This window comes from Chengkuizengella marina (assembly GCF_009910845.1).
GTDB classification, from domain to species: Bacteria; Bacillota; Bacilli; order Paenibacillales; family KCTC-33759; genus Chengkuizengella; species Chengkuizengella marina.
In genome coordinates this window covers 15,487-40,307 of record NZ_SIJB01000012.1, presented here as the reverse complement: position 1 = coordinate 40,307, position 24,821 = coordinate 15,487, and the positions used below count along the sequence as shown (strand labels likewise).

The 24,821-nt window shown below is 32.0% G+C and carries 23 protein-coding genes and 1 pseudogene; 6 read left to right on the top strand and 18 right to left on the bottom strand.

Translation table 11 applies throughout. The annotated features are described in order from the left end of the window. Window positions 1–104 precede the first annotated feature (104 nt). Window positions 105–1,247, top strand: coding sequence for a sporulation protein YhbH (gene yhbH / locus ERL59_RS04500; RefSeq protein ID WP_160644965.1), 1,143 nt, complete (start codon window positions 105–107; stop codon window positions 1,245–1,247). A 20-nt stretch (window positions 1,248–1,267) separates the two neighbouring features. Next, window positions 1,268–2,629, top strand: a complete 1,362-nt coding sequence (locus ERL59_RS04495) for a SpoVR family protein (protein ID WP_407925682.1) — start codon at window positions 1,268–1,270, stop codon at window positions 2,627–2,629. A 168-nt stretch (window positions 2,630–2,797) separates the two neighbouring features. On the opposite strand, the gene ERL59_RS04490 is transcribed toward ERL59_RS04495, so the two are convergent. The 9 genes and pseudogenes from ERL59_RS04490 to ERL59_RS04450 form a co-directional block, all read right to left on the bottom strand. Further along, a complete protein-coding gene (locus ERL59_RS04490; protein WP_160644962.1) occupies window positions 2,798–3,073 on the bottom strand; it encodes a hypothetical protein in 276 nt (91 codons plus the stop codon). Window positions 3,074–3,171: 98 nt separating this feature from the next. Then, window positions 3,172–3,630 (bottom strand): phage portal protein, encoded by a 459-nt coding sequence (locus ERL59_RS04485; protein ID WP_160644960.1) that lies wholly within the window; start codon window positions 3,628–3,630, stop codon window positions 3,172–3,174. 173 nt (window positions 3,631–3,803) lie between these two features. Next, window positions 3,804–4,316, bottom strand: a complete 513-nt coding sequence (locus ERL59_RS04480; RefSeq protein WP_160644958.1) for an outer membrane protein assembly factor BamD — start codon at window positions 4,314–4,316, stop codon at window positions 3,804–3,806. A 54-nt stretch (window positions 4,317–4,370) separates the two neighbouring features. Beyond that, window positions 4,371–5,231, bottom strand: coding sequence for a hypothetical protein (locus tag ERL59_RS04475; RefSeq protein WP_160644956.1), 861 nt, complete (start codon window positions 5,229–5,231; stop codon window positions 4,371–4,373). Between the two features lie 225 nt (window positions 5,232–5,456). Continuing rightward, window positions 5,457–6,313, bottom strand: a pseudogene (locus tag ERL59_RS04470) (PBSX family phage terminase large subunit); the annotation flags it as partial. Window positions 6,314–6,397: 84 nt separating this feature from the next. Further along, window positions 6,398–6,865, bottom strand: coding sequence for a hypothetical protein (locus ERL59_RS04465; RefSeq protein WP_160644954.1), 468 nt, complete (start codon window positions 6,863–6,865; stop codon window positions 6,398–6,400). Window positions 6,866–7,231: 366 nt separating this feature from the next. Beyond that, a complete protein-coding gene (locus ERL59_RS04460; RefSeq protein ID WP_160644952.1) occupies window positions 7,232–8,512 on the bottom strand; it encodes a stalk domain-containing protein in 1,281 nt (426 codons plus the stop codon). 92 nt (window positions 8,513–8,604) lie between these two features. Further along, on the bottom strand, window positions 8,605–9,054 hold the full coding sequence (locus ERL59_RS04455) for an SRPBCC family protein (RefSeq protein ID WP_160644950.1): 450 nt from the start codon (window positions 9,052–9,054) through the stop codon (window positions 8,605–8,607). Window positions 9,055–9,587: 533 nt separating this feature from the next. Continuing rightward, window positions 9,588–11,486 (bottom strand): Xaa-Pro dipeptidyl-peptidase, encoded by a 1,899-nt coding sequence (locus tag ERL59_RS04450; protein WP_160644948.1) that lies wholly within the window; start codon window positions 11,484–11,486, stop codon window positions 9,588–9,590. A 357-nt stretch (window positions 11,487–11,843) separates the two neighbouring features. Here ERL59_RS04450 and ERL59_RS04445 point away from each other — a divergent pair, with 357 nt between their 5' ends. The 3 genes from ERL59_RS04445 (at window position 11,844) to ERL59_RS04435 (ending at window position 14,901) form a co-directional block, all read left to right on the top strand. Beyond that, window positions 11,844–12,500: a futalosine hydrolase gene (locus ERL59_RS04445; protein ID WP_160644946.1), complete on the top strand. Its 657-nt coding sequence runs from the start codon at window positions 11,844–11,846 to the stop codon at window positions 12,498–12,500. After that, a complete protein-coding gene (locus tag ERL59_RS04440; RefSeq protein ID WP_160644944.1) occupies window positions 12,497–13,339 on the top strand; it encodes a 1,4-dihydroxy-6-naphthoate synthase in 843 nt (280 codons plus the stop codon). Before ERL59_RS04445 ends, ERL59_RS04440 begins: the two co-directional genes overlap by 4 nt. A 248-nt stretch (window positions 13,340–13,587) precedes the next feature. Beyond that, the gene (locus tag ERL59_RS04435; RefSeq protein WP_160644942.1) at window positions 13,588–14,901 is read left to right on the top strand and encodes a cytochrome P450; all 1,314 of its coding nucleotides are present in this window, start codon (window positions 13,588–13,590) and stop codon (window positions 14,899–14,901) included. 183 nt (window positions 14,902–15,084) lie between these two features. On the opposite strand, the gene ERL59_RS04430 is transcribed toward ERL59_RS04435, so the two are convergent. Continuing rightward, window positions 15,085–15,960: a LysR family transcriptional regulator gene (locus ERL59_RS04430; protein WP_160644940.1), complete on the bottom strand. Its 876-nt coding sequence runs from the start codon at window positions 15,958–15,960 to the stop codon at window positions 15,085–15,087. A gap of 140 nt (window positions 15,961–16,100) precedes the next feature. On the opposite strand from ERL59_RS04430, the gene ERL59_RS04425 reads away from it, so the two are divergent. Beyond that, window positions 16,101–17,129 (top strand): YeiH family protein, encoded by a 1,029-nt coding sequence (locus ERL59_RS04425; RefSeq protein ID WP_160644939.1) that lies wholly within the window; start codon window positions 16,101–16,103, stop codon window positions 17,127–17,129. A 119-nt stretch (window positions 17,130–17,248) separates the two neighbouring features. Here the strand turns inward: ERL59_RS04425 and ERL59_RS04420 are convergent, their stop codons facing one another. The 8 genes from ERL59_RS04420 to ERL59_RS04385 form a co-directional block, all read right to left on the bottom strand. Next, complete coding sequence (locus tag ERL59_RS04420) at window positions 17,249–17,605, bottom strand: hypothetical protein (RefSeq protein ID WP_160644937.1); 357 nt, start codon at window positions 17,603–17,605, stop codon at window positions 17,249–17,251. A 238-nt stretch (window positions 17,606–17,843) separates the two neighbouring features. Further along, window positions 17,844–18,296, bottom strand: coding sequence for a VOC family protein (locus tag ERL59_RS04415; RefSeq protein WP_160644936.1), 453 nt, complete (start codon window positions 18,294–18,296; stop codon window positions 17,844–17,846). Window positions 18,297–18,367: 71 nt separating this feature from the next. Beyond that, window positions 18,368–19,381, bottom strand: a complete 1,014-nt coding sequence (locus ERL59_RS04410; protein ID WP_160644934.1) for an endonuclease/exonuclease/phosphatase family protein — start codon at window positions 19,379–19,381, stop codon at window positions 18,368–18,370. 109 nt (window positions 19,382–19,490) lie between these two features. Further along, on the bottom strand, window positions 19,491–20,906 hold the full coding sequence (locus ERL59_RS04405) for an aspartate aminotransferase family protein (protein ID WP_160644932.1): 1,416 nt from the start codon (window positions 20,904–20,906) through the stop codon (window positions 19,491–19,493). Window positions 20,907–20,930: 24 nt separating this feature from the next. Continuing rightward, window positions 20,931–21,977 (bottom strand): NAD-dependent epimerase/dehydratase family protein, encoded by a 1,047-nt coding sequence (locus ERL59_RS04400; RefSeq protein WP_160644930.1) that lies wholly within the window; start codon window positions 21,975–21,977, stop codon window positions 20,931–20,933. 4 nt (window positions 21,978–21,981) lie between these two features. Then, a complete protein-coding gene (locus ERL59_RS04395) occupies window positions 21,982–22,980 on the bottom strand; it encodes a glycosyltransferase family 2 protein (RefSeq protein ID WP_160644927.1) in 999 nt (332 codons plus the stop codon). A gap of 77 nt (window positions 22,981–23,057) precedes the next feature. Then, entirely contained in the window at window positions 23,058–23,921 is an 864-nt protein-coding gene (locus tag ERL59_RS04390; RefSeq protein ID WP_160644925.1) for a glycosyltransferase family 2 protein, read from the bottom strand. A 38-nt stretch (window positions 23,922–23,959) separates the two neighbouring features. Continuing rightward, window positions 23,960–24,820: a glycosyltransferase gene (locus tag ERL59_RS04385; RefSeq protein WP_160644923.1), complete on the bottom strand. Its 861-nt coding sequence runs from the start codon at window positions 24,818–24,820 to the stop codon at window positions 23,960–23,962. Window position 24,821 lies beyond the last annotated feature (1 nt).

Sequence of the window (24,821 nt, the reverse complement as noted above, 5' to 3'; positions counted from 1 at the left end):
TTATGAGTTAAAAGTCCATCTTTCCATGTTTTTTTATATTCTTGTTCACATAACACCCTGTATGTTGAATATATTGATATAAACAGGAAGGAGGGGTAGAGACGTTGAGTTCATCGTTTATCGTTTCCAGAGAAGATTGGTCATTACATCGAAAAGGGTACCAAGATCAAACTAGACACCAGGAAAAAGTAAGAGAAGCAATAAAACAAAACCTGCCTGATCTCATAACAGATGAAAGCATCATTTTATCTAATGGAAAAAAAATCATTAAAGTGCCTATCAAAAGCTTAGATGAGTATAAATTTCGTTTTAATTACAATAAAAATAAACATGTTGGTCAAGGAGATGGAGAAAGTAAAGTAGGAGATGTCTTAGGTCAAGAGCCAGCTCCATCCAGTGCAGGTAAAGGAGAAGGTGCTGGCAATCAGCCAGGAGAGGATTATTTCGAGGTTGAGATTGATATGGAAGAACTTGAAACGATGCTCTTTAGTCAACTTGAATTACCTTATTTAAAACAAAAAGAAAAAGACTTATTAAAAGTCACAGATATTGAGTTTAATGATATACGTAAAAAAGGCATTATGTCCAATATAGATAAAAAGAGAACCATTTTACAAAATTTAAAACGAAACGCTTCTACAGGTCAACCGGGCATTCACGGCATTTCCCCCGATGATCTTCGTTTTAAAACATGGGATGAAATCACAAAACCACAGTCTAATGCTTTAATCATGGCGATTATGGATACATCTGGATCAATGGGAAGTTTTGAAAAATATATTGCACGCAGCTTTTTCTTTTGGATGACACGTTTCTTAAGAAAAAAATATGAACATGTTGAAATCATCTTTATCGCACATCATACAGAAGCAAAGGAAGTTACAGAAGAGGAATTTTTTACAAAAGGTGAAAGTGGAGGTACCATATGTTCTTCTGCCTATAAAAAAGCACTAGAAATCATTGAGACCAGGTATTCACCACAAAATTACAATATATACCCTATTCATTTTTCTGATGGAGATAATTTAACTTCAGATAATGAAAGGTGTACGAAATTAATAAGTAAATTGTTAGAAAAAAGCAATATGTTTGGTTATGGTGAAGTAAATCAATACAATCGTAGCTCTACATTGATGTCAGCATATCGGAATATACAGCATCCTACTTTCCGCCATTGTATCATTCGTGAAAAAGGAGAAGTTTTCAAAGCATTAAAAAGCTTCTTTTCTAAACCTGAAGTGGGGTGAAAATATTGAATGTTGAAGAAATGAAACAACTTGAAAAAGCAATTGAAAAAATAGTTGAAATCGCCAAAGAGTTTCAGCTTGATTTTTACCCGATGCGTTATGAAATTTGCCCTTCTGATATTATTTACACTTTTGGGGCTTATGGAATGCCAACTCGATTCTCGCACTGGAGTTTTGGAAAAACCTTTCATAAAATGAAGATGCAATATGATTTAGGGCTAAGCAAAATCTATGAGCTTGTCATTAATTCAAACCCTTGTTACGCTTTTTTACTAGATGGAAATTCCTTGATCCAAAACAAATTAATTGTTGCACATGTACTGGCTCATTGTGATTTTTTCAAAAATAATGCACATTTTTCAAATACGAATCGAGATATGATCAATAGCATGTCTTCCACAGCAGAAAGAATACATCAATATGAATATGAACATGGTACTGAAAATGTAGAAAAGTTTATTGATGCCGTTCTTGCCATACAGGAACATGTTGATCCTAGTCTTTTTAGAAAATATAATACAGATCAAAGTAAGAAAGAAATGAAAAACGAAAAAAATACTGAAATAAAAACTGGGTTTGAAGACCTGTGGGATTTAGAAAATCAATCAAAACAAACTAAAAAGAAGGATGAATCTGAAAAACCAGTTTTAAAATTCCCCAACAAACCTGAAAAAGATATTATGTGGTTTATTGAAGAGCATTCTCCTATTTTGGAAGATTGGCAACGTGACATTCTATCCATGTTACGAGAAGAGATGTTATACTTTTGGCCACAGATTCAGACGAAAATCATGAATGAGGGTTGGGCATCATACTGGCACGTTCGCATTTTAAGAGAAATGGATCTAACCTCGGAAGAAACAGTTGAGTTCGCAAAATTAAATTCCTCTGTTGTTCAGCCATCACAACAAACGTTAAATCCTTATTATTTAGGAATAAAGATTTTCGAGGACATTGAAAAGCGTTGGGATAGAAATAAAATATTCGAGGTTCGCGAAATTGATTCAGATACTTCATTTATAAGAAACTATTTAACTAAAGAGCTTGTTGAAGATTTAGACCTTTATATTTTTGAAAAACAAGGTCGGGAATGGAAAATTACTGATAAAACATGGGAAAATATAAGAGATCAACTTGTTTCATCTAGAACCAATGGTGGTTTCCCATATCTTGTAATAGAAAATGGCAATTTCCAAAATAACGGAGAGTTATATATTAAACATGAATATGAAGGACTGGAACTAGATTTAAAATATACTGAACGAACCCTCCCTTATTTAGAGCAATTATGGGGAAAAAACGTTCATTTGGAAACTAAGATAGAAGATAAATCCGTTGTATTTTCATATAAGGAGGGAAAGATGCAAAGAAGATTTTTATAATGAGATGCTCCTTATGGGGCATCTTTTATAGTTTATAAGATAAAAGGAGGAGCTATTTATTTGAAAAAGTTATATAAACAAAGTACAGGGTAACTCCAATAATTAAATTTTTTTAAAAAAACATCACCATATATTGAGCCACACAAGGATTGTGCATTCGATTAGGGCTCAATGATTGATTACCAATCGTTTTAATTCCTGAGCATGTTTCCCAGATAATTTCCCATAATTTTCATATTTAAGATTACTTAAAATATTTACTTCACCATATTCATTAAACCACATTCTATATTTAACAATTCTTTCAGGCATATTTTTATCATATCTATAAAAGAAATTAGCTTTTACTTCTTCTTGTCCAATATTAACCTCTATATTTGGGTTCCACTTTATATCTCCTAATACCTCTTTTAACACATCTAGAGTAGCTGGATCTGTGATCATTTCCTCATCACCATAACTCCCATCTGACTGTACTGTTTGTATATCAACTCTAGAGAGTTGACTTAAATCAAATTTTTTTGGTGCTTGATGATCACATCCTATTTCAGACGGTATCCTTTTTCACCATTCTGATTATAATAAACATGCATCCATGCCCTACCCTTATTTATACACTCTTTACCAACATTTTGAATAAGACGTCTAATACTTTTATTAAAGATATTGTTCCATTCTTCACCATACGCCCCATCATCCGTCTGAATACTTAATGGCTTTGATAACAGATATCCTACTTTTTGATCAGTTAGTTTACGTGAGAAATTATGAACTAATTTATTGTTTGCAACGTTTTCTGCTTCAACCTGTTCACCATCCTCACCGATTACCAGTCTTTCTTTATCCAAAACATCTGATTCACCATTATAATATCGCTCTCCATCAAGCATTAAACAACGTTCACTAGAGCCAAACCACTCATCTATTTCCTGATTAATGATTTGTTCTAATGTCATTGCTGATGCAGCACCATCTTGTAAAATATTCTTTATTGTTTCCATCAATAGTTATCACCGACATTCATTATTTTACTTTTTTACATAAAAAAAGAACGCATTATTGCGCTCTCTGTATTAACCGTTTAATAATAAAATTTTATTTTCAAACTATTTAATTTAAATCACAATTGTTTTAAGACTTCAGAATCTAACTAAAATTTTAGTTCTTAGAATAATTATTCATTAACAATATTTTCTAAGATTTCATTTAACTCTTTCACTTTTTCTGTGGTTTGGTTTGTTTCTTTATAAGGATTTAAACCACGTATTTGATCAGTAAGTTTAACTATCTCTTTTAATTTTTCAATATTATCACTAGAATTATTTGTGCCTTCAATAGCTATTTTATTAGTATGTTCAGTCATATTTTTATATAAATTATATATATTATTGAAGTCATTATCCGAAAGAATTTTCACCTTATCTCTAAATCGGACAGGATAATAAAGATTATTTTCCATTCTATAAGTTTCAGCCATCCCTTTTGTAAAATCTTCACTTACTCCTTTATTGGATATTATACTTTCAATTATCTTTTCATATTGGTATATTTTTGTTGAATAATAATGTGATTGTAATTCATTGGTATATTGTTTAAATATTACTTCATCGGATACAGGCTCACTTAGCTCATTTGAACAACCACTAATAAGAAAAATCATAAAAATTAAAATTAAGGTCTTTTTCATATAAACCACCTTTGTTTTTGAAAGAGGAGTGAAAACTCCTCTTTTTTACTTATACTAAAACGTTACGTCATTATCATCAAATATATCCCAATCATCAATGCCTGTTTGTTTAGTGACTGAATATGAATACCCAGCAGTAAAACCACTGTTAGTAAATTGAAAACTACTTGAACCCGTACTTGAAGTATCAGTCACTGAAAAAGTATGTGTATATTTTGTTGCGTAATGAAACTTCGTATTAAATTTTTTTGGAGTTACCCTAACAACTGCATACGAATCAAAATTGAAAAAAGCGTCTCTAACATTAAATAAATAGATACCATTCAGTCTATTTGTTCCATCTTTTTTAGTAGTGATTCTATCATCTGGTACAGCTACTGTGTAGTAATTTCCTACGTTAGGATCCCACTCTATAGAAACAAGATCAAGTGTACCTATACTAAGTTCGCCTCCAAATGTTTCCCAATTAGATTGTATAGAATACCATCCTTCCGTTCCACGCTTATATGAGAAAATTGATAAGTCTATATCTGCTGGATTCATGCCGGTAATGGAAACTTGTTTATCCTTACCCTTTTTCTTTTTGGCAAATTCAATATCTAATAACTTTAAATTCTCAGTCATTTGTTCATCTGATTGATAATTATCCTTAACAAAATTAAACATGAATCTATCTAATTCTGAATCCGTTAATCCCTTAATTTGCTTACTAAGAGACTTTTGCTCTTTTTTAATTTCTTTTTCAGACATTTTTTGCAATTTTTTAGCTAACTTTACTTCCTCTTTTGAATTATAAGCTTCTTTATCGAATTTGTCTTTCTTAACTATTCCTTCTTCTGCAAAATTTATTTGAGGTGTAGACACTCCTAAAATTAATGCAGTTGCTAGAGTAAATGCTGCTACCTTTTTAAACATAGTTTTGACTCCTTCTTTAGTTGTGTTTTCTGGAATGTTTTGGGCGCCTAACCATTCACAACTTAAGGATACTATAAACAAATAATATTATATATAACTAATCTTGTTTTATTTTGTCATATTTTGTCGAATAAAAAAATAGTAATATTCTTAATTTTTGGATAATTCAATAAATTAAGATAAATTGAATTCTCTTATCTAGTTTTGTTTACATCCTTCACTAAATTAAAACGAAACACCTGATTTTCTCATATCTTTTTCGAGGGCATACCTTGTTGCATCGATTGTGTGATTGTCAGTGTCTTCAAGTTTTGCTTTTGGGTTTCCATCTGATTCAGTCATATAATCAATATTCTCAAACTCCCTAGCAATATTTGGAGTCCGTTTAGGATCAATCACAATTTCCTCTAACTCATCTAACCACTTTTCACCATGTTCAACCGAACCAGGTCCTTTTTTTGCTCCTTTGATTCTTACACCGTGTTCCTTCAAATCATCAATGGATTTTGGTTCTGCAGAATCAGCAATTGTTAAGAAGGTATGATACTGTCTATCTTTTATTTTTATAGCTTTCTTCACGATTTTTGAAATCTTTAAACCGTAAATCTCATCCATTGCATATATTTTTCTTCTGGTTTTATCATAGTGCCAGCGTACAAAAGCAAATGGGTCTACACCATAACCCCAGTCATTTCCTTGACGAATATTATCAAAAACTTTTAACTCTTCATCCGTAATTCTACGGAATGTAAGATTATCAAAAGGTACTATTCCAGAACCTATAGCTTTTCCAAGGTATTCCCATTCTTTTTTCGTTTAACCTCTTCAGCCTCTTCAATAAACACTTTTGAAATGTGAGGGTTATCCAAATAGGTAGAGTGGTAAACATACGTATTAGATGAAATATTCACTTTAGTTTCATATTTTTTGTTCACCCATGACTGTTTTCTTTTAGGTGGATTATAGGAATAGTAAAACGCATAAAAAAGACCATTTGGAAGTTCTGCACGTAATACAGAGTTTTCAATGGTAGTAACTTCTTCTTCGGTTTTAAATTCTGCTAACTCCTCAATCCACATAAGTTAAAAATATCATCAATAAATATACAAATATAGGTTTCAATATGTATTTCATAATTCACCAATCCTTTTAATAATAAATCGGTTTTAATAAGCAACCTCAATAGCAAAGACATAATTAGAATCACCTAGTACAACTCTTTCATCTATTGAAGATATCCAATTTGCAGATAACTTGTAGAAGTAAATCCCTTCTTTTTCTGGAACCAAAAACGAATGATTCACCATCTCTATGTCCGTAGCTTTATGACCCTCAATAAGCTGTAAAACCAAATTACTTGGTTGAGGAAAGTATTCAAATTTTATTTTTAGAACTTTATTTGGGGAGACGATGGTCTTAGCTTTGTCCATTAGTGTATCTTCTGGTGAAGCGTAATCGGTACATCCATTCACCCAACAATATGAACTTTGATAGACAGGAATATCTGTTTCTTCAAAATAAACTGTCGGTTGAGGTGGTTTATCACCCTTTAATTGTATATCCTTTTGAGAACACCCAAGTAATAAAAATATTAAAAACAATAATACAGCCAAAAACTTTATTTCTTTTCTCACCATTATTCACCTCAACCTATTAGACGCTTGAAAGGAAAGGTTTGTTTCAGCTAATTTAGAGAAGATTAAGAGATTTTCGCAAAGGGATCAAAAGTTTTCTATACAATAAGAAGAACGCAGATATCAGAAGATATCTCAATAGAATATATCGTAGAAAAATGAAGCAGTTCATTCGAAGTGAGAAATATGACAAAATCTGCGATCCTATTAGAACATCGGGAGAGAATCTCATAGATTCCGCTATCCTTTTTACATTACATGAGAGATTACTATAAATCCATTCATAGCGAGTAAACAATAATAACACCATCCGCCTTTTTCTTCAAAGGTGGATGGTGCCCATAATCTTTTTATATCTCTGTTTAGTTAAAATAAAATTTCAATTTCTGATTCTGTTTTAACTTCTTCTATCCACAATTGGTATTGTTCTCTGGTTTTTACTTTTGATAACTCTTCTTTGATTTCTTCTTGTTTTTCCTCAAGAGTAGGTGTTTTTTCCTCTTTTTTATCTGTTACTTTAATAATATGGAATCCAAAATTACTTTGTACGATTTCACTAATTTCACCAGTGGATAAATTAAAAGCGGCTTCCTCAAATTCAGGTACCATCACACCTCGTCCGAAGAAACCTAAATCTCCTCCATTCGAACCACTTCCTGGGTCTATTGAATGCTCTATAGCTAACTCTGAGAAATCTGTACCATCGTTAATTTGTTGCAAGATAGACTCTGCTTCTTCTTTCGTTTCTACTAATATATGTGAGGCTTTCACTTGCTCCTCTTCTGTATATGTAGATAAATTTGCTTCATAATAAGTTGCAATTTCTTCATCTGTTATTTCAATTTTTGACTCAAATAATTTCTCAATTTGAAGTTGGAATGGAATCATATCTTCTACTATTTTTTGATAGTCTTCCAGAGACATTCCGTAACGAAGTAAATAAGCTTCCACTTCTTCATCAGAACCAAATGAAGCTTTAAAACGTTCAATTTCTTTGGATACACTATCTGCTATTTCTTCGTCTGTCACATTCAACCCTTCTATTGCTAATTGTTGGGCTACTAAAGTTTGATCAATAAGTTGTTGAACCAATGCATCAGTTTTTTCTTTTCCTAGTTGTTGAACCATCAAATCAAATAGCTTGTCTTTATCAACTTTTTCACCATTCACTTTAACAATATAATCAGAGTCTGCTGATTCTGATTGTTCATTTACCTGAGATTCAGAGCTCATAATAGATATTGCTTTCTTTTCACCATTCCATTGTACACTTGTTCCTGTAGATTCTCCTACAACTCTTAAGGGTACATAAGTAAAATTATTTACTAATTCCGGGGGGCTTAACAATTCGATCATTTCTCCATTTACAGTAAATTGATTATTATTGAGTGACAATTCAACGGTTAAACCGTCATTTTTCCCAATGACCATTTTTGTATCTTGATTCCATTTTACATTTAATCCCAACTCACTAAACAAAGCCCTAAAAGGAACAAATGTAATCCCATCTTTTATAAATGGTCCTTGCTCAAATTGTATTTGCTCTCCGTCAATCCATACTTCTATCTTTGATTCTTCTGCTAATGCCGTCGCAGAAAATATAAAAGATAGAATAAACAAGATTGAAAATATAGTTCTTTTTTTCAAAATTAACTCCTCCTTATTCTTTTTCATTTGAATTTGATTCATAGACTAATACTTTAATAAAAAGTATCGCACATTTTTTGATAGTTTAAAAGTCATTCCTCCGCCATCATTTTTAAAGCCTCATTTCGTGTTGTTAAGAATTTACGCATATACCTTTTTAAAAAGATAATATCAGCTAGTTTTCCAACTAAACCAAAAGGAGCAGTATAATCAAAAATATCAATCATATGTGTTCCACCCTGATAAGATATAAACTTATGAGTATGTTTAAATCGCTTAAAGGCACCACTTACTTGCTCATCCACAAATAAATTTGGAGAATCAAACTCAGTAATTTTTGCTGTTAATCTTTGACGTATACCGAAATGCACGGCTTCCCAAGTGACTGACTCATGTAATTCAATCATACCACTTGACCTACCTGCAACGACCCTTTCTTTAGTCTGGGTTGTAGTTTTAACATGCACCTCAATACTTCGAGCAAGATCAAAGCAAACTTTCGGAGGTGCATTAATAAACATTGAAATCTTAATGATAGGCATATTCATCCACTCCTAACCAGTGAATTGCTTTGAAAAAATTATAAAATAAAGTGGAGATGTACTATATTATATAATAGTAGATTCCCATTAGAAAACTCACGATTGGTTGCTGATCAACCGTGAGTTTTATATTGGTAAAGCGATTGGCTCTGGTGTTGTTTCTTTTGATAATCTTACATTCCCTAGATTTACTGATGAAGAGTTTAATACCTTTGATGACATATGGTGTAGACCCATTAGCTTTTGTAGGCACTAACACATATTACCTTAAAAAAGGTTTTAATGTCTCTTTTATTATGTCTTACAGTTTTCAATTTTTCTGCTAGTCATATTACAACTTTAGATGATAGAACTTCTGGTTGTAGAACCTATCCACCTTTTTGGTATTATTAAGCGTAAAAAAACAAGACATCATAACTGGTCAAGGCCAGGATAAAAAACGAAGACGAAAGTATGATTTGTAAATAAATTTGTTTAATAGAATACAGGAAGGCTCAACCTTTCAAATGAGCAAGTCAAAATAATCTGCTCACTTACCATTTAAATGCATCGCTGCCCCCTACTACAGGTAAAATAACTTTGCTCTTTTGTGGAAATAACGTTAATTTATTACCTGCTGGTGGACGTAATGTATATTCATAATCACTTGCAATAAAAACAATACCAATACGATGACCTTCTTCAAATACATAATCGTCTGGCTGCATATCCCAAGTAAAAGTATAATTCTTATTTGGATCTAAAGGTTTTGACTTATTTACATCATTTATATTTTGCGGATCCATCCACCCACGTGTAACGATCTTTGACGTAGTTTTACTATAGTCAACTAGTAGGGCGGTAAGATTTGATACAGGCTGATCTAAACTTGCAAGTATACTCACTTCTGGTGTACCACTAATTCTAACACGATCAATCAGTTCATTTGTCATGAACACAATTCGATTAGGATTACTTTCCTCAGGATTAGAAACCAATACTTCAGCTTGTATCATCGGATCATCAATTAAAGTCATTGCATTCTTTTGATTGTTTGAAGTAGATTGAAGACTTACCGTTCCTACTTGAATGCTAGAATTGTGATTTAAATAAAGCGTTGTAGATTTAGCCCCTTCAGCTGGCCAATTGTCTTCAATCTCCCATGAGGAATCTTCGCGCTGGATATCCACCATGGGTTCATCCATTATTCCATTATCTATATCATAAAGCCAGTAATCAAACCACTTATGTAATGTTTCATACCATTCATTTTCCCGTATACTTTTTGGATTCTTATGCCCTTCTTGATGCAACCAAAGTTTACGTGGAACATCATTTTTACCTAAAGCATCCCACCATTGAGAAAATTGTTTTGTTTTAACATTCCAATCATTTAAACCATGAACAACAAAAACGCTAGCCTTTATATTTTTTACTTCATTTAAATAATTTCGATGATCCCAAAATTCATTATAGTCTCCTGTTATTCTATCTTGAGAATTCTTCAATCCATCCACAACTTCATTACATAATTCAGAATTTTCCCTTGTAAGTATCGCATTAGCTAAAATATCTGTATCTTCTCCTTGATAACCCCCTGGTGCCACAACAGCACCGTTGGCACGATAATAATCATACCAGCTGCTTATTGCTGCAATAGGCACAATTGTTTTTAAACCTTCTATGCCTGTTACAGCAACACCATTATCTAATGTGCCATTATAAGACATTCCGATCATTCCAACATCACCTGTTGTCCAATTAGCAAGTACAGGCTCTCCATTTTCAGAAAAAGCATTAGCACGACCATTCAACCAATCGATTACGGAACTGGCAGCCAGAACTTCATTTTTATCACCTATTGAAGGACAACCATCTGATCGGACTGTTCCAATACTTTCAGCAATAACTACAGCATATCCGTGTGGTACGAAGTAATCATCATAAAGACCTGGGAAATCCGAACTACTAAAAGGTTTACCTTTAGCTTTCCCATTCTCATCAACAGCATTTAATTCAACGTTCACATCATGAAAAGTTAGTGGGTTTAACCCATACATATACGGTGTAATTTCATAAATAACAGGAACCTTAAGTCCATCATCTGTCTCCTTAGGTCTGATAATACTCGCGTGAATCCGATCAACATGACCATCATTGTCACTATCAATTGTCGTCTCAATAAATACAGATTCAACAATAGCGTCACTATAAGAGTAAGCAGGCTGAGTCTTGCGATCTTTAACTTGAATTTCTACATTATCATTATCCCTATTATTTATAGTTTTTTTGCTCTCTTTGTCTTTTTGAATATTTAAATCTGCTACTGCCTGTTCTTGATCTTTTTGTGGTTGATCATTTCCATTCGTATATAAGCTTTGATAAGATAGTAACATTACGAATAATATCAGTACTATGGCACTAAAAATCATTACAAGACTTTTTTTTCTCATATAAATGACTCCTCTTTCTAAAAATATATTAAAATTTTTTGGAAGCTAACATAAGAAAAAGATTCATAATTAAATCTTGAAATATTTAAACATAATAACCAAATTATGTTAATCATATCATACTCAATTCATTCAAACCATTCAAAATATCATAAATGAATTGAAAAAATAAAACACTTATTTATAATATCAAGGTAACTTTATACGAAAATAATATTATAGCATTTCTCCTTTTCTTACTAAATCCTTACAGATAGATTTTCTATCCAATAATAAGTATGCTTATTATTAGAAGGTATTCGAAAATGCATTTTTTAAACATTTCAGTTTAGTAATAAAACATAAGGGTGATATTCAATGATTGCAAAGGATAAACAAATACTTATTGTGACTGCTGTTGAAGCAGAAAAAGAAGCAATATTAAAAGGTCTTCATAATACAAACAATATTCATGTAATTGCAGCTGGTGTTGGTCCTTCATCAGCAGCTGCTAACACAACTAGAGCCATATGTTCATCAAAATATGATGTAGTCATCAGCATGGGAATTGGTGGAGGATTTGCTGATGTTGTTGAGGTTGGTTCGATCGTGATTGCAAATGAAATCATTGCTGCTGATTTAGGTGTTGAAACTGCTGAAGGTTTTTGTAGGTTAGATGAACTTGGTTTTGGCTCTACTCTCTTGAAAGTGGATATTAACCTCATGAACAAAGTATATCAAGCACTTAAAACTACAGAACTTATTGTCCATATAGGCCCTATATTAACACTATCAACCGTTACAGGTACTTCTGAAACGGCATTAAAACTTACTAATCGGATAAAGGGAGCAGCTGTTGAAGCAATGGAAGGTTTTGGAGTTGCAACTGCTGCACATGAATTAAACATTCCCTTTTTAGAGATACGCTCAATTTCAAACCCTGTTGGACCAAGAGATAGAGAAGCATGGCGTATGAAAGAGGCATTTGAAGGTCTTACTAAAACAAGTACAATTCTACAGGAGGTGTTCAATTGAACATATATTTTTCACCTTGTCCTAATGATACATTTATATTCCATGCATGGGTACACGGTCTCATTCCTGATGCACCCAAACTTAATGTTACCTATGCCGATATCGACATTACCAACAAAATTGTTCTCTCCAATGATGATAATAAGCCTAATATTTTAAAAATATCTTATGCGGCTCTACCATGGGCTCTCCCAGAATATGCACTTTTGCCATGTGGAGGTGCGCTAGGAAGAGGTTGTGGACCGCTTTTACTTACTAATAAAAAAGAAAGTGTGGAAGATCCAACTTCTTTATCAGGTAAATGTGTAGCTGTTCCTAGTGAAAAGTCAACAGCATATTTATTATTTAGACTATGGGCTGCTGAACACGTACAAGGTGGAGTAGGTGAAATTATTGTCATGCCTTTTCATAAAATTATGCCAGCTGTTCGTGATGGAAAAGTGGATGCTGGTTTAGTTATACATGAAGCACGTTTTACTTATCCATCCTATGGATTATCAATGATAGTCGATTTAGGAGATTGGTGGGAATCAGACACAGATCTACCTATTCCACTTGGAGCTATCATTGCACATAAATCCTTGAACCTTGAAGCTATAACTTCTTGGATTCGTGCCTCTGTTCAATATGCATGGAAACATCCAGATGCTTCAAAAGATTATGTCATGACACACGCACAAGAAATGTCCCCAGAAATTGCTAAAGCACATATAAATTTATATGTAAATGAATTCAGTGCTAATCTTGGGGATAAAGGATATGAAGCCATCCATTCTTTACTTAATAGAGCAGCAGAACATGAATTAGTTCCAAAGTTAAATTTAAACCAGTTAAAATAAACTCCTTTGAAAATAAAAGGAACATTTAAAAACAAAATTGAAAAACGTTGGAATGATTACCAACGTTTTTTTATATGGAACAACATTACCTCTCCCTTTAAAGAATAAAAATAACTTTTTTATATAAAAAAGTTATTTTCACTCTTATATATAATAATATGGTAAAATCAGGATGATCATTATTCTAGGTTTTACTTTGTGAAAAGTAAAACCACAATCTTCTTTATGTTGAGGAGGAATCTAAATAAATGGAAGTAAGATCAAAAATTCCGGTTGGTAGCTATGAAGAAACAAAGATGTTTCAAAGTGATTTAAATGGCATAATAACACTTCAAAAAAAATATATGAAAGATCGTGTGGTGTATATTCCAGAACCAAACAAAGGAATCTATATTTTATTTAATGCAGAGGATATTCAAGAAGTACTTGTGACAAAACAAAAATATTTTGAAAAAGGAACAACTGCAAATCTATTAAAAAGCTTATTAGGGGAAGGGCTTGTGACTAGTAAAGGTCATAAGCATCGAAAAGATCGTAAATTAATGCAACCCATGTTTCAATCCATTGAACATTTTGCCCCTCATATGATAAAACATACCGTTTCTCTATTAGAAAATTGGGAGGACGGACAGCAGAGAGATGTATCAAGAGAAATGAACGAGGTCACCTTAAACATCATTACTGACACTATGTTTGGAACCAAAGCTGATAAAAATCTTTTAGGTGATTTACGCGCCTCTTTAAAAAATTTTGCAAGGTTCATTATGAAAAATACAGGGAATACACAAGTTGATGAAAAAGAAATTATGGACTTCCGTCAAAACATACAACTATTAAATCAGGTTGTATTATCTATAATAGAAAAAAGGAAGAGTGAAAATATAGATAATTACCACGATTTATTATCTCTTTTATTAAAAACTAGGGATGAAAGTAATAATCAATTGACAAATGAAGAAATTAAAGATCAAGTGATGACCATTTTTGTTGCAGGACACGGTACAACCGCAAATATGTTATCTTGGATATGGTTTTTAGTTTCTCAACATCCAGAAGTTGAACAAAAACTTTATGAAGAGATTGATACGGTTCTTGCAGGCAAACCCCCGAAGATTCATGATCTTAAAAACCTACAATATACAGATCTCATCATACAAGAATCACTCAGATTTTATCCAGTAGTATACCAATTACGAAGAAAAGTCGTAGAAGAAGTAAAAATTGGAAATCACCTGTTTAAAAAGGGAGACGAAATCTTATTAAGCCAATATGCATTACACAGAAGCCCACTTTATTATGATAGGGCAGATGAATTTATTCCAGAAAGATTTTTAGATGATAACATTAAAAACAACCCAAAATTTTCATATTTCCCCTTTGGAGGTGGGGCAAGAGTATGTATTGGAAATCACTTTGCTTTGCAGGAAGCAGCACTTATATTAGTGACCATTGCTCAACAATATAAATTACTACTCCATAACCCTACCAAGGTTGAAGTAGAACCATTAATCACATTAAGTCCAAAAAATGGATTAGAGATGACTTTAAAAAGACGTGAATAGAATTAGAATCAACCTTTTAAAATACAATAAATCTCTTAAAAAATATCATCGTTATTCATTCATACATGGGAACTTTCCTTTAAATAAAAGTTCCCTTTCTTAATAAAGAATACTTAACCATATGTTTTAAAAAATAAATTACCCAAACAATATTGGATTATCTCATAAAAAACAATTTTACTTTCACTGTTCTCTTAATAATTTCAAAAATATTTCCATTGCTTTTGTTTGAAAAGGAACGGTCCTAGTTACAATAGAGAACTTTCTTCGAACGGGTAAACCTTCATACTCTATCACATGTAATGTACCAGAAGATAATTCCCTTTGAATTGCCCATTTTGAAAGCAATGAAATGCCAATTCCTGATTCTACTGATTCCTTTATAATTTGTGTACTCCCAAACTCCATTTTATTAGTAGGATTTAATGTTAATGTTTTAAACATTTTATCTGCCGCTTCTCTTGTACCAGATCCTTCCTCTCTTATGATCCATGTTTCCGATTCCAGTTCTTGTTTCGTTATGTTTTTTTGACGTGAAAATGGATGATTTGCAGCAACCGCAACATACATTAAGTCTTCTGCAAATGGTTCTATATTTAAACTTTGGTGATTGAACTCACCTTCTACGATACCAATTTCTAGTTCATTTTTAATGATAAGGTTTACAATTCTTTTTGAATTTCTAATCGTAATAGAAGGTTTAATAAGTGGATAATCCTCAAGCATATTTGAAATCATTTGGGGTAATACATATTCACCAAAAGAATAACTTGCACCTATAAATAAATTTCCGCTTGCTTTATTCATTAAATCATCTACTAAATATTGCATCCTAGTATAATGTCCCAATATTTCCTTTGCATGATGATATACGATTTCTCCTGCCATATTTAATCGAACAAATTTATTGCTCCGTTCTAATAATCTTGTCCCTATCTGCTGTTCAAGGGCTTGAATGTATTGGCTAACAGCAGGCTGAGTCATATGTAGTTCTTCCGCTGCACGGGAAAAATTCTCCTTCTCTACAACTGTAGTAAAAACAAGTAATTGATGATCCATGGATAACCACGACCTCTCTTTTTGTTGTTTCTATTGTATCATAAGTAAATCATTATTATAAATATTATTATGATTTATTTTTCTTATTCAATAGGATGATTTATGCTAAATTTAAGAAATATGATTAGAGAGGTTCTCTCATGAATGAAAACGTTTTAAAAAAGTCACATTCCATTAATGTTAAACCGCTTTTTTACTGGACTGGTGGAGTCATGTTTACTTTCATCATTGCTCTTTTAAGTTTTCAAGTAGCTAAATTTCCCGGATTTCAATACATAGGACCTTTAGCAACTGCCATTATCATTTCCATCTTTTATCGACAAATTATTGGTTATCCTGAAAAAATTAAATCAGGGATTATTTTTTCAGCAAAAATTTTATTACGACTTGCCATAATTCTATATGGCTTAAAGTTAAATATAGACATTATATTCAAACAAGGACTAGGTTTAGTTGGTTTCGCAATCTTTTCTATTGTTGTATCAATCGTATTGACGCTTGTCATTGCTAAATGGCTAAAGGCAGATTTAAACTTATCGTTGTTAGTTGGTGTTGGAACCGGGGTTTGTGGTGCAGCAGCCATTGCTGCCGTCTCTCCTATTCTAAAATCTAGAGAAGAAGATACTGCAATCAGTATAGGCATCATTGCTTTAATTGGTACTATATTTTCCATCATTTATGTATTGTTAATTCCCGTTTTACCTCTTACACCTGATCAATTTGGGATTTGGGCAGGAGTAAGTTTACATGAATTAGCAAATGTTGCTACTGCTGCTGCACCTGCTGGTGAGGAGGTGTTAGCCATTGCATTACTGGCTAAACTTGGACGTGTATTCTTACTTGTTCCTTTATGTTTTATTCTAATTTTCTGGAAAAAGAGAAAACAATCAGGGGGGACAGAAGATACGAAAATTCATTTCCCATGGTTCCTAGTTGGCTTTATAGCAATGAGTTTAGTTGGAAGCTATGTGATTGGTAACATCATTGTAATTCCTAATGAAATCATAAGTAATATATCAATCTTTACAACCTTTTTGTTAACGATGGCTATGGCAGGTTTAGGCTTACATGTAAACCTAAATGCACTCCGTTCAAAAGCTATGCGCCCATTTATAGCGATGGTCATCACATCCGTTCTGTTATCTGTTTTTACATTCTTCATCGTTTAAATATAACGAATGTAAACCATGAACAAAGGGACTGATATTGAGAAATTCATCTCTTTTCAGTCCCTCTTAACATATTTTTGAATGATAATAATTACAACCTTAGTCCTATTAGGTTATGATTAAGACCTAGCAACTTTAACAACTGCAACTTCAACATCCAGTCGATCGTTAGTATCTTGCTCTAATAAAGCTACATTAAATATATATTCCCCTGGTCTCTTAAAAGTGCCAATAATATTAGCACATGTGTTCAGAATAACATCATCAAATCTACTGGCTCCTACTTCATTAAATAAAATTGGAGTTCCATCACTAAATACAAAATCTATATCATCAACTTGGTTACGATCACCCAAAGTTACTAAAACATAAGTGTCCTTATCTGTTGGGGTAGTTGTAAAAGCACAAACTTGAATAAATTCTTGTATATTAACTTGTGCATTTACGGGTTCCTTAAGACGAACGCAAAAAGCCAATTTTAATACACCTCCTACATATCATTGAACGAATTTTATCTTTTATTTATCGTTCATCATATCGTATGAACAATTTATTGAATTTGATTGTATGTATATCCGTAGACAGTCGTACAAATTTATAAGATAACTTGACACTTTGATCGAAAGTCAGTATTTAGCTTTATTTTGATAAAAAAATCCATTCTCAATTTAGAGAATGGAGTGAAAGGAGTATGTTCATAATCACTACTATGTATTAATCAATTTCCAATAATTCAAGAATTACCTTTAAATTATGGCTAGTATCCATATAAGCATATCGACCACCATCAAATTCACCTTTTTGAACAAGGGGCATATTTTGATTTTCTAAGACTTTTATTTTCTCAAATAATCCTTTAACTTCAAAAGCGATATGATGTACACCCTCACCTTTTTCATCTAAAAACTCCCGCCATGTACTAGGATTTTCATCAGGTTGAATTAATTCCAATTGAAGAGATCCCATATCGAAAAAAGCTAATCTTGCCCTTGCTTTAGTTGAGCTGCCTTTATATTCTGTTTGTGCTTTATCTGCTGCATCTGTCCAAAATGCCTCAGGTTTATCTACACCGAAAAAATCTGCAAACATTTGTGACGTCTTCTCAACATCTTTAACGATGATTCCAATTTGTGTAATCACATTTGTATTTAACATGTTTTTGCTCATACTTACCTTCCTTCTCATCATATAATTAAACAATCCTTACTCTGATTGTATATTTTATTATAAAATATATTTTACAGTTCAGAAGCTACTTTTTTATTATCCTTTAACCTCAAAATTACAAACATTGCTCTGTGATCTGAAAGCTTAGTATTTGTTACAGTATCATAAGATAAAACCTCTATCTCATCATTCACAAAGAAATAATCTATTCGCCATAAAAATCGACCATCTCTTTCCCAAGTATTAGTTAAAAATTTATCATAGTATTTAATAGTATCTTCCAATTGGCCGCTTATATTTTCTAATCCTCCCATGAATTTAGTCGTATTAAAATCACCTGTAACTATGATTGGATTACCCTCAGCCTGTGCCATATAATCTTCAATTTCTCTAAAGCCTTTAGTTCTCAATATATGCCTTACTTTAGCATAATCCCAAAAAATAGATGTAAAAATACTATTACCGAGGTCAACATGCGGTCTAATATGAACATCAATAACCGTTGTTTCTTGTCCCTCTATATCAAGTTTAGCCATTAATACTTGTGTCGTTTCAGATAATTCATGATCTATGATCGGATATTTACTAATAATCACATATTGATTACTTGTTAATATTTCATAATCAGGAAAATGGGACTTTATCTCGTCAAATCTATCTATAAAATAAGGCACCCAATTATCTGAGTATTCGTATTCTTGTAGTATATATATATCTTGATCCATACTTACTAGAAATTCATACAGCCCATCATATTCATCTCGCATATCCCAAAGATCTGTATTCCATCCCATTACTTTTATAGCCGTATCATCAACATCTTTCTGTACCTGTAATGCATAAGGATTAATATCCGTTTTAGGTATAATGATAAACAATAAAATAATTGAACTAAAAATAAAAAATAATTTCTTCTTTTCTTTAATAGATAAAATCAATATGATGATTGGCAATACAAATAAGAATATTGATGGAACACTTGCCGCAACATTCCACCAGTATATTTTTCCAATAATAAACCATTCAAATATTAACGCTGTAATTATTAAAAGTATAGAAATATAATGCTTCCAATTTAATTTCATATTTATTCATTCTCCTAAACTAATCATATTATTTAAACTTCACTTAAACGAATTTATCGTTCACTATACCAGATATCATTCATACAGTTAGTATATAAAGGTAAATAACTCAAAGGGGAGTCAATTTTTTTATATAATCAAAACCAACCTTCCAAAGATTTTCACTTAAAACTTCTTTAAGAGACTCTATAAAAAAATCTATCTGTTTTTTGTTTATAATTAAGCTAGGTGTAATCAATAACTGAGATGAATCGTGTGGAGGTGTAAAAGTTAATATATTATGTTTTTTGAACAATAAAGTAATGATAGCTCCAGTTATAAATTTATCAATCGTCTCCCCACCACGATTTGAGAATAACTTTACCATTTTTTTGGTCTTAGACTTAAACTTAATACATGTTAACAATCCAATACCACTTACATATTCAACAATGTCTGGAAATTCATTTTTCACTTCCTCAAGACGTTTCAATAAATATTCTCCCATCTCCTCAGAATTAGAGACTAAATTTTCGTCATTGATGATATGCATGGTTTCCATGGCAGATACAATTTCTTCACCATAGCCATTATACGTAGTAGAATGAAGAGTTGCTTCATTCATTTTTGAGTAAGCCTTGTTAAAAATCCATGGTTTAGTAATAAAAGCAGCAAATGTAGCTTTTCCTCCACCAAAAGCTTTTGAGAAGGAACAAATATCTGGAGATACTTCAAAGTGCTCAAACGCAAACATCTTCCCAGTTCTTCCAAACCCTGTATAAATTTCATCAAAAATTAATACAATATCATATTGATCACAGAGTTCACGCACCTCTTTAAAATAGTTTTTATCAGGTATAACTACTCCTTCTGTTCTAATCGCTTCTACAATAAAAGTTCCAACTCTAGTAGCTCCCTTGCTATTCATATTCTCTTCTATTACTCTTCTTAAATCGTTAATATCACCATATTTCACCATCGTACAATTCTCAAGTTGATTAAAATGATGATTTTGATGTTTTTCAGAGCCTGATACTGTTAATGTAGCATGAGTTTTTCCATGAAATGAAATATCTGTATATACGATAAGTTCTCTCCCTGGTCCTGCATATTTTTCTGCTAGTTTCATAGCTCCTTCATTTGCCTCTGCACCGCTATTACAGAAAAATACCACCTCTAAATCTTCTGGAAAAACAAGGGATAGATTGTGACAAAGTGCTGCTTGATATGGGGAAGGGAAAAATTTCCACGTCTCTAAACCTTCTCTTTCAGCCCACTTTCTTCTTGCATTAATGATTCTAGGATGATTATGTCCCACAACTAATACACCCACATGACCTGTCATATCTAAAACTTCTCTTCCATCATTCAACGTAATATACATTCCATTTGCCCTTACTGGTATCACATCTGCAAATCCTAACATGGAGAGCATTTTCCCCAAATTATGACCTATATGTTTTTTAAAAAGTTTAAGATTCTCTTTTTCATTAAGTTGATCAGCATCTTCCATTGTCATTAATTTCAAACCTTGGATCGTTTGCATATACAACCTCCAGATAGTTAATCATTAGAAAAAATACTTTGCATATTTTAATACACCTTGATTCCAAACTGCGTTATTACTAAGTCCCGCTGTATTATATTTTTTCTGATTTCTTAAATACCAATGATAGTTTCGAATTAATGCGTCCTTATTTGAATATTTGGGATTATAACCTAATTGTTTTTCTGCTTTTTCGATGGACACATAATAATTTCTATTTAATTTTTTATATAGTCTTTTATAAAAAGGAGACAATTTTAATTTTTCTAAAATAGATAAAATAATAATCATAGGAAACACCGGAATTGAAATAATTTTTTTGTTATACCCTGCCTCATGAAGAACAGCTTGATAGTCCTCTTTAATATTTGTAAATTCTTTAGCCCCGATATTAAATAGATCATTTGCATTTTGTTTGTCTACTGACATGGATAAACATATCGCTTGACAAAGATCTTCTACATCTAATAGTTGATATTTATTTTTACCTGCACCCAACATTGGAAAGTTACGTTTTTCACTCGCCCACTCATATAAAATTCCAAATGTCCCTAATCGATGGGGTCCTAAAAATGATCTAGGTCGCAATATGGTGATACACTTTCCTTTCGCACGCCACTGCAAACATCGTTTTTCTGCTTCAATCTTCCCTTTATTATAAGGATCATATGGTTTGACCTCATCATTTTCAAAAATGGGTGCTTTTTCAGGTACACCATAAACCGAAGTAGATGAAATATAAATAAACCTCTCTACATTTCCAATTTCAAACGAACAATTTAATAGATTTGAAGTTCCGTTGATAATAATGTCAAATATTTCAGACTCTTTATAAGAAGGGGATGCCGACGCACAATGCACTACGATGTCAATATCTTTGATTACTTTTTCAACGTCTTTTTTACTTCTAATATCACCTTTATTAGTCTTATGTTTAGATGTTTGATCTTCAGGTTGTGCAACATCCAATAGGTGTAATTCATAATCATTCCTATAGTGATCTTCAAGATATTGTATTAAGTTTTTACCTAATACCCCATTACTCCCAGTTATTAATACCTTTTTCTTCATTCCATCAACTCCCGTACCTGTATTTTAATCGAAATTTTTTGCTTAGTAGGAACTGTACAAGTCCTCTAACAAATCCCCAAAAAACCACAGCTGTTACCGTCCAATGTACACCAATAAAAAACAAAGTGAATATAACTCCCTTTTCCTTCATAACAAAACAATATTGACCAATATCAGTTAAAATAAAAATAAATAAACAACCCCAGAAGAATAAGAGTGAATATAGTTCTAGAATCGATAGGGGTAATAATACAGTACTTAATCCAACAAATAACATCCCTAATCCCCTAAGTGGAGTTTCAAATCCTTTTGTGAATTTCTTTCTTGAGAAATAAAACGGGACTCTTTGTAAAGCACGTTCATGCATTTTTCTCATCAAATTACCCAACTGATCTTCTTCATCGTGGTATCCCATAACTTTACTTGTAAGTAGCAATCGATAATTCTGATTAAGTCGATGCCCAAATTCGATATCTTCTGAATTATTTAATTCCTTATTAAATCCTCCAAGTTCATTGAATACAGATTTTTTTACAGCTCCAAGGGAAAAGAATCCTGCTGTCACATATCCTTCTGAACTTTTTCTCCAAAAATAGTTTTGCAGCGTACGGTATTCTTCAATTAAGCTATCATTAAACATAGCTTCTTTAGCATAAATACCACACACACTGCCTAGTGAAGGATCTTTACTAAATTGATTAACCGTATTTTCAATCGCATCCTCAAACAAGGCAACATCACTATCTAAAAAAAATACGATTTCTCCTGCTGAGTTTTCAACGCCTGTATTTCTTGCTGAAGAAACACCTTTATTCTTCGTTTCAATAATTTTACACGGATACTTTTCTGCTATCTCTACAGAGTGATCCGTACTGCCATCATCGACAAAAATAATTTCTATATTTTTATAAGTTTGTTTCTGTAGGGCTTCTAAACAGTTATGTAATGTCTTTTCATAGTTATAATTAGGAATCACTACTGAAACCAATACATGATTACTCATTTTCTCCTCCTTCACATCTTTGTTTTCCTGAAAATTATTAAAAGTATCTTACGAAAAGTTGATATAGATAAATTTTCTTAAAGTTTAACTTTTGAAAAACGTTGTTCGTATTCATAAGCATTATGATCAATACTTAATCCGATCAGTTTGTATTTGATAAATAAAATAATTAGTGAGAGAAATAAAACAGTGTCCTTTTTATACTTTTTAATCATATATTTTAAATTGACTAAAGATTTCATTTTCATTTCCTTAATGTCAAAGTTACTCGGATGTAAAAGATGAAAGTTCACAATGTGATCATCTTTCTTAAAAGGGAGTTTCTCTCTGAATAATCTAATACCTAAATCAATATCCTCTTGCCCCCATTCTTTAAATGATTCATCAAACATACCTACTTTTTCGATATCTTTTTTTTCAACTGAAATATTTCCAGTTAAAAAGTTTAACCACTTAAATATTTTCCCAGGATCAATAAAAGCTGTGTTAGAATCTTCTTTATTTACAATTCTTGATTTTAAAGTTTCCATCACATGACTTAAATCATTTTCATTTCCTAACTCATTAATTTCATTTTCAGAGAAAAAAACATCTGGTCTTTCTCCATACAAAATGCATTTTTCCGAATGACCATCAATATGCATTTGTACAAAACCTGGACAAGGTACTCTATCATCATCCAAGAATATAATAATTTCTCCTTTTGCTTGTTTAATCCCAAGGTTTCTAGCAACTGCTCTGCCCACATTTGTTTCACAAACAATTTTGATAGGTGAAAATGAAAAGTGAATTTGGTTAAATCTATTCATTGTACTTTGATTACATCCATCAAAGACGATAATGACTTCTACTTGATGATTTACTTGCGGTTCTAGTGCCTGTAAAACTAATTTCAATCTTGATAACTTATCTTTTGTGGAGATTACAATGCTTGCTCTCATTGTATTAAAAACCCCTCCTCTACACTCATTGATAATAACTAATTTTTAACAAACCTTTTTTCATACGTCTGAGCATCGTGAGTAATACTTAAACCTAACACCTTATATCGCATGTATAACCAAACCAAGGGTGCTAATAAAGCAAAATTATTTTTATATTTTTTAATCATATACCTTAAGTTTTTTAAAGATTTTTTTCTCATTTCTTTAATATTAAAATTACTATCATGTAGAAGATGATAGTTCACGATTCTACCATCTCTCTTATATGGAAGCTTTTCTTTATATAATCTAATTCCTAAATCAATATCTTCTTGTCCCCACTCTTTAAAATGCTCATCAAATAAACCAGCTTTTACTAAATACTTTTTTTCAACGGAAATATTACCTGTTAAAAAATTTAACCACTTAAATAAATTTGCTGGATCAATTGGAGATGTAGTAGGCTCTGCATTATTCTCAACTATTCTTGATTGGATTGAGTTCATCATTTGGTCAATATTGTCAACATAAGGTAATTGTTCTATTTCGTTCTCAGTGAAAAATACATCTTGTCTATCCCCGTATAAAATACACTTTTGTGAATGTCCATCAATATGCATTTGTACAAAATCTGAACAAGGCACTCTATCATCATCCAAGAATATGATGATTTCTCCTTTTGTCTTATTAATCCCAAGATTTCTAGCAGCTGCTCTCCCAACGTTTGTTTCACATATGATGTTAACAGGTGAGAATGAAAAGTTTATTTGATGATATTGATCTATCATCTTTTCATTGCATCCATCAAATACGATGATCACTTCTATTTCATCATTAACTTGTGATTCTAAGGCGTGTAAGACCAATTTTAATCTTGACAACTTATCCTTTGTGGAAATTACGATACTTGCTTTCATT

What these genes read in the sequence shown, in the direction of transcription:
- ERL59_RS04495 (WP_407925682.1), top strand. Translation starts at nt 1,268, where the DNA reads ATGAAACAACTTGAAAAAGCAATTGAAAAAATAGTTGAAATCGCCAAA.
- ERL59_RS04490 (WP_160644962.1), bottom strand. Translation starts at nt 3,073, where the DNA reads ATGATCACAGATCCAGCTACTCTAGATGTGTTAAAAGAGGTATTAGGA.
- ERL59_RS04485 (WP_160644960.1), bottom strand. Translation starts at nt 3,630, where the DNA reads ATGGAAACAATAAAGAATATTTTACAAGATGGTGCTGCATCAGCAATG.
- ERL59_RS04480 (WP_160644958.1), bottom strand. Translation starts at nt 4,316, where the DNA reads ATGAAAAAGACCTTAATTTTAATTTTTATGATTTTTCTTATTAGTGGT.
- ERL59_RS04475 (WP_160644956.1), bottom strand. Translation starts at nt 5,231, where the DNA reads ATGTTTAAAAAGGTAGCAGCATTTACTCTAGCAACTGCATTAATTTTA.
- ERL59_RS04455 (WP_160644950.1), bottom strand. Translation starts at nt 9,054, where the DNA reads ATGCCTATCATTAAGATTTCAATGTTTATTAATGCACCTCCGAAAGTT.
- ERL59_RS04450 (WP_160644948.1), bottom strand. Translation starts at nt 11,486, where the DNA reads ATGAGAAAAAAAAGTCTTGTAATGATTTTTAGTGCCATAGTACTGATA.
- ERL59_RS04445 (WP_160644946.1), top strand. Translation starts at nt 11,844, where the DNA reads ATGATTGCAAAGGATAAACAAATACTTATTGTGACTGCTGTTGAAGCA.
- ERL59_RS04435 (WP_160644942.1), top strand. Translation starts at nt 13,588, where the DNA reads ATGGAAGTAAGATCAAAAATTCCGGTTGGTAGCTATGAAGAAACAAAG.
- ERL59_RS04430 (WP_160644940.1), bottom strand. Translation starts at nt 15,960, where the DNA reads ATGGATCATCAATTACTTGTTTTTACTACAGTTGTAGAGAAGGAGAAT.
- ERL59_RS04425 (WP_160644939.1), top strand. Translation starts at nt 16,101, where the DNA reads ATGAATGAAAACGTTTTAAAAAAGTCACATTCCATTAATGTTAAACCG.
- ERL59_RS04415 (WP_160644936.1), bottom strand. Translation starts at nt 18,296, where the DNA reads ATGAGCAAAAACATGTTAAATACAAATGTGATTACACAAATTGGAATC.
- ERL59_RS04410 (WP_160644934.1), bottom strand. Translation starts at nt 19,381, where the DNA reads ATGAAATTAAATTGGAAGCATTATATTTCTATACTTTTAATAATTACA.
- ERL59_RS04405 (WP_160644932.1), bottom strand. Translation starts at nt 20,906, where the DNA reads ATGCAAACGATCCAAGGTTTGAAATTAATGACAATGGAAGATGCTGAT.
- ERL59_RS04400 (WP_160644930.1), bottom strand. Translation starts at nt 21,977, where the DNA reads ATGAAGAAAAAGGTATTAATAACTGGGAGTAATGGGGTATTAGGTAAA.
- ERL59_RS04395 (WP_160644927.1), bottom strand. Translation starts at nt 22,980, where the DNA reads ATGAGTAATCATGTATTGGTTTCAGTAGTGATTCCTAATTATAACTAT.
- ERL59_RS04390 (WP_160644925.1), bottom strand. Translation starts at nt 23,921, where the DNA reads ATGAGAGCAAGCATTGTAATCTCCACAAAAGATAAGTTATCAAGATTG.
- ERL59_RS04385 (WP_160644923.1), bottom strand. Translation starts at nt 24,820, where the DNA reads ATGAAAGCAAGTATCGTAATTTCCACAAAGGATAAGTTGTCAAGATTA.